Source organism: Leptolyngbya sp. AN10, from assembly GCF_050565645.1.
Taxonomy (GTDB): Bacteria; Cyanobacteriota; Cyanobacteriia; order Leptolyngbyales; family Leptolyngbyaceae; genus Leptolyngbya.
In genome coordinates this window covers 18,042-28,588 of record NZ_JBNXVP010000066.1, presented here as the reverse complement: position 1 = coordinate 28,588, position 10,547 = coordinate 18,042, and the positions used below count along the sequence as shown (strand labels likewise).

Below are 10,547 nucleotides of genomic sequence, written 5' to 3'. Positions count from 1 at the left end.
ATAGTAAAATCAGATGCAAGGTTTTTGCACGGTTTATAGTGCTTTATCTTGCATTTTATCAGCAATTTATCCCGCTGAAATTCAGTCCTAGAAAGCTTCTTAGACTTCCTCAGCAAGCCCTAAGTAGCCATTGCTTTTCTATTCCCCTTGCATCCTTAGTAATAAGTACTGTTCCATTACTTTCAAGCCGAGCAATGGTTAAACCAATTGTATTTACTTGCGAAGGCGACGCATTAGATTGAGCTGATTGCTGTGAGCCGAATTGTACAAATTCTGGGAAAGATGGTAGTCTCTCACGAATTGCTCGTAAACTGTCCTGACTCAAGTTCCACAAAGGCAGAATGTTAAAGGACGTAAGGTACAGAATTAGAGCGAGAGCAAAAAAACAAGGTAGTAATATTAGAACGATACCTAGCTTCCAACGATAGATTCTGTTCCTTCTTCGCGCTCGTGGCGATCGAACCAGTGATGTTTCAATGCTTGATCGAGGAGGAGAAGTTGACCTCGAATAATAGCTTGATTGACTTGTAGACTGGCTTATATCTAAACGAGCTAGATTGATCTCTAGGTCTGGAGCAGGTAACGCCTCTCTGCTAGAAAGCTTACTGCGAGAAGTACGATCGTTTTGTGCAGACATTGCACTGTATTGCCACAAAATCAATGTTTGATTGTCGGTTTCCCCAAGTGTTCTAGCCGTCTGAATGAGTTGGTTTGCTTTCTCTTCTAAGCTAGAGCTTGAATCGCCAAGAACTTCTTCAATCTGCTCTAACTTCATTAGTCCGCTCACACCATCTGAACAAAGCAGCACTAAATCATCTGGCTCTAAAGTCCGCTCATACACAAAGTCTAAAGGCGGTAAAGCCTCTGCACCCAAAAAGAACTCTAGCTGCCCTCGTCTTTCGTGATAGCGTACCATTTCTTCCGAAATTAACTTTGCCTGTGCCAAGATACCTGGAACAGAGTGATCCTGCGTAACCCGAACTACCTTGCGTTGACGAGCTTGATAATGAAATAGAGGACTATCGCCAAGATTCGCCGCAATCAGTTGATCTCCTAAAATTGCAGCGATCACGATCGTTGATCCTGCTCGCTTCCAATCATTGATTTCAACCATTCGCAATACAAGCTGATTCGTGCTTTCAATCGCTCTACGCAGCAAGTTCTTTAAATCTTCCGGTGTCAGTTGTACACCTTTATAAACCTGCTCGATCGATTCATTAAGGAACTCTTTGACCTTCAGAACAGCTTGCTGGCTAACATCCTCACCATGCTCATGCCCACCCATTCCGTCAGCCACAATTACAACTCTGATCGGCAAAGCATCTTCTGCATAAGGTAACAGAAAAGTACTTTGCTGATCTTCATTGTTCCTGCGCTTATTGACTGTGGTGTGGCAAAAGGGATTTTTATTGAGGTTTCCATGTGGCATGAGGTTTCCTCTTCTAGTGGATTCAGATTTGACTAAGCAGTAGCTATCGCGTGACCAGACCTATGCAAGTGAGTATGAAAGCTCGACATTATCAGGCGTGATTTCGCGATCGCAGATTGCTCCTCCACAGCCTACAAAAGCGCAAACTCATTTTGTAACGTGATATTCAGAACTTGATCATTCAAAATTTTCAAGATCTTCATTGCCACGCGAGTAATCGCCCTGCTAGTCTCTGGTCAGGCAGCCTTTGCTCTATAGCTATCAAAACTTGCTTTCTAGCAGTTCTCCAAGTGCCAGCGCAGGTTCAGTTGAGTTACAACTTGGCTCATCAAGTAGCTCAGTTGCTCGCGCAGTAAGTGGGACTTGACAAAATCCCAAAACTGAGCACTCGCCAAATTGGATCATCGGTTAGTGAACTTTGAAACCAAAGCTTCAACATTTTGAATACCGAAAGCACTGATACTTCCATGCTGGTGCAGAGAAGCCAGGATTTTTTCCAATCCTTCACGAACGGTGCCGCTATCCTGTAGCTGGCTCATCAATTCATTGAGAATAGGAGCGACAATCCGCCGAGTCTGTTCAAGCTCAATTTGTTTATCCTGTAAATCGGGAGTCACAAAAGCAAGACCCAGGAACAATTCTGTGTGTTGAACTTTCCCATTTTCAATTGCCCTAAATATCTCCTCTGCGCTCTCTTGGATTAACTGTTTTGTTGAAAATTTCTGCCAAACTAAACTTAAACTGTACAAGTATTCTTTATGATCAAGAAGTTCGTCGCACTCTACGAGTGATTGTTCAATTAAAGAATATAGAATTTCGATAAGCCCATCTGAGCGAATAGAAAAACTAGCAATGGCTTCTTCTAACTGAGTAAACGAGCATGATTCTCGTCGAATTGCTAGGCAATACATGACTTTTCTTTCATCTTTCGAGAGTCTGCTCCATACTCTTTCCAATCGCTGATAGAAATTTGCATCTAAAATAAACGAATATTGACCACTGACGAATTTAGTGACACTACCGCCAAATACAACTCTAGCTCTAGCAGCAATTACTTTTAGAACAGATGGATTGCCATAACGAGTCAAAAAAGCACTCAACTCCCCTTCTTCACCCTGTAATTCCTCCGCTTCTAATATCTTCTTATCATCATCAAATTCGCAAAAATCAGAGCGAAACTTGCCAAGTTCTTCTAATCGCATTAGTCGAGTTGAACTAACACTACTGGAGACTCCGATTGGTTTTTCATCACCAATTAAAATTAGGCAGTTAGTATGTTCTTGCTGACCAAGTTTTTGTAATAGCTTCGCACCGTCATATTTTTCACCAGAATATTCAGCGGAATGCCTCTCCATTCCCAATATTTCAGTCCATCTATCTAACACAATTAAGCTTTTCTGCTTCTTTAGTAATTCAAATAAAACCGAAATCGGCTCAGATGAAAAATGAGTCTCAGTTGGAAACAGATCGGGCAAAAAAGAGTTAGGCGTTAACCAAATAATCTCCGCAAACTCGGAGGATTCAGTTCTAATCTTCTCAACCCATTGCCGGATCAAAGAAGTTTTACCAATTCCAGGTTCACCGTAAATCGCTATCAATCTGGCGTGTTCCTGAACGACGTAGCTATCTAGTTTCTTCAAATACCACGTTCTGCCATAGAATGCACACAGATCCGGCGAGTCGCCAATCATGGGTAGTTTTGTTTCATCCAAACCTGCGATCGCTTCCCAAGCGAGACCAAGAACGTGACAAAACGCCTTAAAAGCATCAGCCTTGATTCGCTCCTCTGCTCTTTGAAACCTTTTCCAAGTTCCTGCTGAGGCTAGATCAGCATACAGACGCTCATCTTTGTTCCACTGCTCTTCCCACCACTGCTTTCTCTGAGGCTGCAACCACAGCGTTGCTTCTCGAAGGGGAGTATCGTCTTCTTCCGCATTGTATTTCCAGCCCCTCGCTTTTCTGGCTACTTGTATTTTCTCTTTTCCGCGTGGTGAGGCTTTGAGCGTAGGTATGTTGCGTAGTGACATAGCTGAACTGAAATGCAATTATGGCTGATTGTAATAGACAGACTCATGGATGACTAGAGTTTTCAGAATCGATTTCACCAGAAACAACTATCAGAAAATGATAGTGCATAGGTCGCAGACTCAGAGAGTTAGAAGACAGGACAGATGTTTCTCAAAGTTGTAAATCCTGAAAATCTTGAGTAGGAGTCTGAAGTTCTGGCTGAAGACTATGGCACAAAATGAAAGCCTCTTTCTATAGGCTTTATTTAGATGTCTGCCTATAGCCTTGAAGAGAGCAACCAAATTAAAGTGCTGAATGATTAAAACACTCTAACAACCTTACATGAGGATAAAATCCATGCGAGTTCAATTGAGTTGGGAAGATCCGATCGCAGGTGAACAGCAAGAAGTAGTTTGTACTGTTCCAATTGCGTTGGGTAGGCATCCAGAGAAGCAGCTAAGCGATCGTCAAAATCAAACTTTTTCTCAAATCAAACTTAGTAGCCAGCAAGTTTCACGCTTGCACACCATCATTACCTACAGCGGTGGTCAATTGCTGCTTGAAGATCATAGCGCCAATGGCACATTCGTAAACGGACATAAAGTACTCCAAGCAAGTTGTGCCATCTCGAATGGCGACACATTACAGATAGGTCCGTATCTGATTCATTTGATTGTTCTGTCACGTAGTCCATCAAACATTGAAGTTACTAACCAACCAACGATAATTGACACATCTACAATTGTGGAGCAGCGAAACTCATCAGAATCTAGCCTCTTCAATGAAGGGTCTTTTGTACTGAAGCCGAGTTATGCTGAACGCATCCAAGCATTATCACTGCCTAGATCATTCTCTGCACATCAAGTTCCTTTGGAGGAATTGAGAGCGAGGGTATATCTCAGCAACTATGAAGAAAGGGATTTTGTTGTAATCGGGGGCGGAATTGGAAGTTTCACCTTTGTGAATACTCTGCGGATTGCAGGTGTCAACTTAGATCGAATTTCGGTCATTGGTCGTGGAGAACCCCAGCCTTATGGTCGCTACCAATTAATTTGCCGGAATTCACAAATTCCAGATTATGAACGACTGCGATCAGGGTCAGATTCTTGCCCAGATAATATTTGGGGCTTCCCAGGCTATGCAATTCGAGAAGCATGGCGAGAATGTTTTACCAAAGGGCGGCTCGATCATTCTCTAAAGCTGCTGTGGATGGTCTTTAGCGAACCTGCCTTATCTGATACCTACACGCCTCGATCGGGTGACGTTTTTGCTGCAATGGAACGAGAGGCAAAACGAATTGGTTGGTATGAGATTTGGCGCAGTGGTCATGTCCGAGCGATTCGTAAAACCACAGACGACCGCTACGTTGTTGCCTACCTTGACCCAAACTCTAGAACTGAATCACCAACCTATAAATACCTTGTTGCTCGTTACGTCTACTTATCAACTGGCTATACCAATGTCAGATTTCTGGATGACTTACAAGAGTATCGCCATCGAACTGGAGACACAACGGCGATCGTCAATGCGTATGAGAACCATGAGCATATCTATGACAAGTTGATGAAACGAGGTGGCATTGTGATCCTCCGAGGTGAAGGAATCGTTGCTAGTCGAATTCTTCAACGGTTATACGAAGCCCGCAAGTATCATCCTCAAATTAGAGTCATTCATCTAGTTCGCTCTGAAAAAACCGAATCAAATCGGTTCCATCTCGCACGTCGATATCGAGAAAATGGTTGGGAGTTTCAACCATTTAACTGGCCCAAAGGAACTTGGGGGGGCGATATGCGATCGCGTTTGGAATCAGCAGGTCCGGCTGAACGAACACAACTATTGCGGGATTGGGGCGGTACAACGACAGCGAATCGACGTGATTGGCGGCGGATTGTGCGAGAAGGAATCCAACAACTTTGGTATGAACGAGTCGTCGGCATTGTCAAACAAGTCGATCGCGATGAAATCGGACGATTAGAAGTGTGTCTTCAGCGGCGGATTGCTGGCAGTGAAGAGATTCTCAAAGCAGATTTCATCATTGATGCGACCGGATTAACAGCAAAGCCGATCGAAGATCCTTTGCTCGGAGACTTGGTCAAATTCTATAACCTGCCGTTGAATCCACTGAACGGATTGCACGTCACCAATAGTTTTGAGTTAGAGAAGATGCGAAACGGCAAAGGACGAATGTTTGCGGCTGGCATCATGACTTTAGGAGGACCTTATGCGCCTGTTGATACCTTCCTAGGACTGCAATACGTTGCACAACAAGCCGTTGCAAAATTAGTGCAGACAAGGGCAAAAAGGGTTCACTCGATTTCGGGATTGCGATCGTTCAGCCAATGGCTCAAGTGGGCAATGAATCAACGCCCTTAATCGAACAGTTTTACTATCCAAGAATCAGGAGATTTTCTATGACACCAACATTACTCGGACGCTGGCAAACTCGTTTATTTTTATTATCAACGGTGGGGGTTATCGTAAGTACTCCCTTTGCTTTTGGGATCATCGGTTCAGGCATGACTTGGGGCTACTATTGGGTTTTACTGTATGTCTTCCTATTCGGCATTGCTTGGGACTATCTTTATAACTTCTTACAGCAATTGATGTGGGATCATGACTGGCCCGGTTTATTTCAGTTGGCAAGCGCGATCGCAGAGGGATTGCTTTTAGCTGGAATGATCAAATTTGTGGGTCTACCTCATATCCCCCAGGAATTTCCGCTTCAATGGTTCGCGTTGCACTATGTGTTAGTTTGGCTTGCGACCTATTTGTTGTCCTGGGTTATCATGCGTTTACTATTTCCACACTGGCGGTTCCGAGGCGGAGAATGGATTGGGAAATGGTGAGAATCATCATTGAAGTTAAGATTTTTCAACTGATCAATTTGATCCCTTGACTTGAATGGTTAGAACTTTGAGAAAATCCGGGTTAGGCTCATCCTAAAGATTCACGTGCTGAAGACCGATGACTCCTGAACAAATTACAGAAATCTTAGAAACAGCCAACCAATCTGTCATCGCAAAAAAGGCAAAAGCGTTGACAGAGATTGAATATCGCATTCTTGAACAAGTCCTACAGGGCAAGAGCTTGTCTCAAATTAAAATTCCTGGCTATGCAGATACAACAGTTCAACGAGTATTCTGTCCTAAACTGTGGGAATTGCTGTCAGAAGTTGTGGGAGAGAAGATTCGACTAAATACTGTTCACCTAACACTAGAAAACCTATTCAGGCAATCCAAACAAAAGCAATCGGCTCATGCTCGATTTGAAATTCTAGAATCTGAGCAAACGATAAGCAACTCTCTTGACCTAACTAAATCTATCCGTCATAACCTTCCTGCACCAAGCTGTACTGAATTCATTGGTCGAGAGGGGGAGATTAATCGATTGCTGGGGCTACTTTCCCCAACGAGTGGTGCCCATTTGATCAGTGTAGACGGAATCGGAGGTGTGGGAAAAACTTCTCTTGTAGTTGAGTGTGCCTATCGTTGTCTTCGAGCAGGCGCTAGTCGTGATTTCTCAATTCCAACATTTGATATCATTATATTCGTCTCAGCAAAACAGTTTTACCTTACTCCTTGGGGATTTCTAAAGAGTCTATCGCCTCGACGAACCCTACAAGACGTTTTTCGCCAAATTTCTCGTATTTTAGGAGATGACATTGATATCACTTGCGCCGAATTTAATGAACAAATTGATCTAATCAAAGATGCGCTAGCGCGGCAACGAACACTCATCATTGTGGATAACTTAGAAACAGTGACAGAGCAAGAAGAAGTCATTGCCTTTCTCTACGAGCTTCCCTCAACTGTCAAAGCAATTATCACAACTAGAGAACAAATTATTTTTTCCCCAGTCCGTCTATCCTGCATGACTAGAGAAGATAGTCTCAGATTGATTCGGCATGAAGCAAAAGAAAAGCAGTTCCCGATTGTAGGTGAAGACTGTAATCAACTCTATCAGGCAACCGGAGGAGTTCCAGTTGCGATTACTTATGCAATCGGACAACTTGCGAATGGATGTCCACTGCCAGAGGTGATTGAACGTCTCTCACACCCAACAGGCGATGTTGCCCGATTTTGCTTTGAAAGTTCTATCTCCCTTCTCCGAGGAGAAGCCGCTCATCAATTATTCATGACACTTACTCTGTTCCCGATCAGTGCCCACCAAGAAGCACTAACCGCGATCGCTGTCCCAAATGCTGATCCTGAGAAAAACCGCAGTAATTTGGCTCAATTGCGCGGTCTTTCTTTGGTCAAACAGGAAAACAATCGTTACAGCATATTACCGCTAACCCGTGAGTATGCACTGGGCGAAATTAGGGCAAATAGTAATTTTGAGCAGCAAGTCAAAGAACGCTGGGTAAACTGGTACTTGACTTTCTCGAATCGCTATGCTAAACAGACGGCACATGAATGGCAAGGGCAATTTGATGGCTTGGAAGAGGAGTGGAGCAATTTTCAAGCCGTCATGGATTGGTGCATGACCGAGGAACGGTATCTCGAAGTTTTGACATTTTGGCAAAACCTAGAAGCTTACACTCGTCTGAAATCCCGGCAGAGCGGGCGGCATATATATTTTGACGATCGACTAACTTGGACAGCATGGCTACTCAACATGGCAAGGCATAAAGCGGATTGGGAAACTGCTGTCAAAGTGATGTTGGAACGGGCTTGGACTTTTATTTTGATTGGTAAGCCACAGCAATTTGAAGAAGCGAGTTGTCTGCTTCATGAGGCATTGAAACTAGTAAGGTATCAAAACCCCTTAATGAAGGTAGATTTACTCAAGCACCTTGCTGTACTGCACATTCAGAAACAGGAATTTGATATGGCAAAGAATTGGCTACAGCAATCCATCCGTCTACTAGAGCAATTGCCGCTTGAGCAAGAAGAAAGCCGCCAACTGGCTCAGCTTCAATATTATCAAGGCGAGATTTACTTTAAGACTGGTAACTACCACCAAGCTAAAATTGCTTTTCAGGCATCATTGGCAAACGCGCAAGCAACTCAGTGGTTGCGGCTAACGTTTCTAATTCAAAATTGGCTGGCTGATATCGCAATTGTTACTAAGCAAAATTTAAACGAAGCTGAAACTCTACTGATGAATGGCTTGCAAGTTGCTGCGTCTCAACAAGATCAAACCAGAATAGCTTACTGCAAACGATCGATGGCTGAGCTAGAGCAGGCAAGAGGTCGTCTTCATGAGGCACACCACTGGGCATCAGAAGCTTTTAGAACGTTTGAAAAAATAGGAATGTATCCAGAAGCAGAAGAAACTCAACAGTTATTGCAGTGTTTAGAAAAGCCTAGCGAGAAGTAGGCACTTAATGCGTTCTCTTCCTGATTACTAGGAGGCAACCTCAAGCAGATTTCACATGATGCAGGTTGCCATTTGCCTAGTAACATTGTCTCCTGATGTGTATTGATTTGAAAGCCATTAAGTTGCGATTTATCTACTACATCAACGCCAAAGTGGTATTCAAATCGTTCGCAGGTCATTTGAAAAAGCAGTAGCCATTTTTGGTAATCTTTCTTGCCCCGTGTTCCAAGTCCAGGTTGGTGGTAAAAATAACGATTGAACAGGTAGTTCTGCTCAAGAACGTGAATAACCGCATCAATTTCCCGACTTGGTACAAATCGCACATTGGGATAATAACTGATCAACAACAGGAATTGAAAGCATTGGTAAATTGAAATAATTGCCTGCCTGAACATGAATGGTTGTTCAGCAGAATCCTTCTTCAGTACGGCAGTCAACCAGTTTGTCCTGATGAAGATTTGAATTAGTAGCTGCCAGCTGCCTGTGTGCCTGAATGCAAACATAGAAGTCTCTCCGCATTGGTGTCTTATTCCAGATAAGAACCTAGAGGAGGTGAGCCGCAAGTCCAGTGACTATGTGTGAAGTGCGCTAGAGGGGGAACCAAGTGCGCTTAAAACTGATCCTTGAAGTATGGACCCTATTCGTGAGTTATTTCCGAACAGCAGATTTATTTGCTTGCTTGCTTGCTAGTTCTCAATTTGTCTAGTTGCTATTGGAATAAATTAAAGCCTTGAAAATTCAAGACGGCAAACTTATTCCTTACCTGTAAGTTAATCGTGAAAAAATCGCGCCATTTTCATGATCGCAGGAAGAACAATTTCAGTCGTTTCTCCTTGCTTGAGACGATTTTCCAAGATGAGTAATTCAGCCACCGCCTGAGTCAATGCATGAGTTGAAATTGCCAAAACTTCCTGTCGTAGATAATACAATCGCTTAGGATTGTGAATGTTGCAGCAGTTAGCTAATTCTGCATCTTTAAGGCGCACTGGGCTTGTTACAGCACTTTTAACCCATAGCCAAGTTCGGAATTGAGTCATCAAGGTTGCGAGAATGAGCAACGGCGATTCTGCTCTACTAAACAATTGAGTTAGTAAGCTAACCACTTGATTCGTATTGCCAGTTCTGATAGCTCCAGCAAGCTGCAAACTATTCTGTGTTGTATTGGGAATGAGTTGTTGAGCATCAGTTAGGGTCAAGATCTTTCCATTCGCATAAACCGATAACTTTGCTAGTTCAGCATCGATTCGAGCGCGATCGTTGCCAATGGCGGTTGCTAGATAAGCGATCACGGGCTGAGAAAGGCGAAGGTTGTGCTGGTTGGCTTGAAGCGCGATCGCATCCTCAATCAAATCTGTTCGCCAAGGCGGAATCGTTTCAAATTCTTGCAGCTTACCCATTTTTAGTAACAGTTTCGCGACTTTCAACCGCTTATCAATGCTCCGTCCCGTAAACACCAGAATCGTCTGAGCAGGAAGAACAAGATTTCGCAGAAGTTCAAACTGGCGCTCTGTAAATTGCTGGAACTGACAATTCTCAACGAATACGAGTCTTCGGTCGTCAAAGATTGGAACAGTTCGAGCGGTTGCGATCGCATCGTTCAGCTGCTCAGCAGAATAGGTATGAGCATTGAATACCAGCCAATCAGGGTTCAGTCGCGCTTTCAGTTTCATAATCTGCTGCTGAATCTGATACTGATCTTGACCGATGAGTAAAAATAACGGCATTGTACTTGTCTCCACATGAAGAAACGTTCTCAACCCCTGTCAAAATCAGAAGTTGAGAACGGGTG

General features: G+C 43.5%; 7 protein-coding genes. 3 read left to right on the top strand and 4 right to left on the bottom strand.

Going from position 1 to position 10,547, the window contains the following annotated elements:
- Positions 1-109: 109 nt before the first annotated feature.
- Positions 110-1,429 (bottom strand): PP2C family protein-serine/threonine phosphatase, encoded by a 1,320-nt coding sequence (locus ACQ4M5_RS39360; protein ID WP_430681243.1) that lies wholly within the window; start codon positions 1,427-1,429, stop codon positions 110-112.
- Positions 1,430-1,830: 401 nt separating this feature from the next.
- Positions 1,831-3,456, bottom strand: coding sequence for a hypothetical protein (locus ACQ4M5_RS39355; protein WP_430681242.1), 1,626 nt, complete (start codon positions 3,454-3,456; stop codon positions 1,831-1,833).
- A 337-nt stretch (positions 3,457-3,793) separates the two neighbouring features.
- On the opposite strand from ACQ4M5_RS39355, the gene ACQ4M5_RS39350 reads away from it, so the two are divergent.
- From ACQ4M5_RS39350 to ACQ4M5_RS39340, 3 genes are all read left to right on the top strand, one after another.
- Positions 3,794-5,809 carry an FHA domain-containing protein gene (locus ACQ4M5_RS39350; RefSeq protein WP_430681241.1) on the top strand — a complete coding sequence of 672 codons (2,016 nt, stop codon included), beginning with the start codon at positions 3,794-3,796 and terminating at the stop codon, positions 5,807-5,809.
- 38 nt (positions 5,810-5,847) lie between these two features.
- The gene (locus ACQ4M5_RS39345) at positions 5,848-6,282 is read left to right on the top strand and encodes a hypothetical protein (protein WP_430681240.1); all 435 of its coding nucleotides are present in this window, start codon (positions 5,848-5,850) and stop codon (positions 6,280-6,282) included.
- A 118-nt stretch (positions 6,283-6,400) separates the two neighbouring features.
- On the top strand, positions 6,401-8,758 hold the full coding sequence (locus ACQ4M5_RS39340; RefSeq protein ID WP_430681239.1) for an NB-ARC domain-containing protein: 2,358 nt from the start codon (positions 6,401-6,403) through the stop codon (positions 8,756-8,758).
- On the opposite strand, the gene ACQ4M5_RS39335 is transcribed toward ACQ4M5_RS39340, so the two are convergent.
- Complete coding sequence (locus tag ACQ4M5_RS39335) at positions 8,716-9,261, bottom strand: hypothetical protein (RefSeq protein WP_430681238.1); 546 nt, start codon at positions 9,259-9,261, stop codon at positions 8,716-8,718. The two genes, ACQ4M5_RS39340 and ACQ4M5_RS39335, sit on opposite strands and share 43 nt — an antisense overlap.
- Before the next feature lie 267 nt (positions 9,262-9,528).
- Positions 9,529-10,482, bottom strand: coding sequence for a DNA polymerase III subunit delta (gene holA / locus ACQ4M5_RS39330; RefSeq protein ID WP_430681237.1), 954 nt, complete (start codon positions 10,480-10,482; stop codon positions 9,529-9,531).
- Between the last annotated feature and the right edge of the window lie 65 nt (positions 10,483-10,547).

Bases quoted from the DNA above. Each gene is read 5' to 3' on its own strand.
- ACQ4M5_RS39360 (WP_430681243.1), bottom strand. From the start codon at position 1,429: ATGCCACATGGAAACCTCAATAAAAATCCCTTTTGCCACACCACAGTC.
- ACQ4M5_RS39355 (WP_430681242.1), bottom strand. From the start codon at position 3,456: ATGTCACTACGCAACATACCTACGCTCAAAGCCTCACCACGCGGAAAA.
- ACQ4M5_RS39350 (WP_430681241.1), top strand. From the start codon at position 3,794: ATGCGAGTTCAATTGAGTTGGGAAGATCCGATCGCAGGTGAACAGCAA.
- ACQ4M5_RS39345 (WP_430681240.1), top strand. From the start codon at position 5,848: ATGACACCAACATTACTCGGACGCTGGCAAACTCGTTTATTTTTATTA.
- ACQ4M5_RS39340 (WP_430681239.1), top strand. From the start codon at position 6,401: ATGACTCCTGAACAAATTACAGAAATCTTAGAAACAGCCAACCAATCT.
- ACQ4M5_RS39335 (WP_430681238.1), bottom strand. From the start codon at position 9,261: ATGTTTGCATTCAGGCACACAGGCAGCTGGCAGCTACTAATTCAAATC.
- holA (WP_430681237.1), bottom strand. From the start codon at position 10,482: ATGCCGTTATTTTTACTCATCGGTCAAGATCAGTATCAGATTCAGCAG.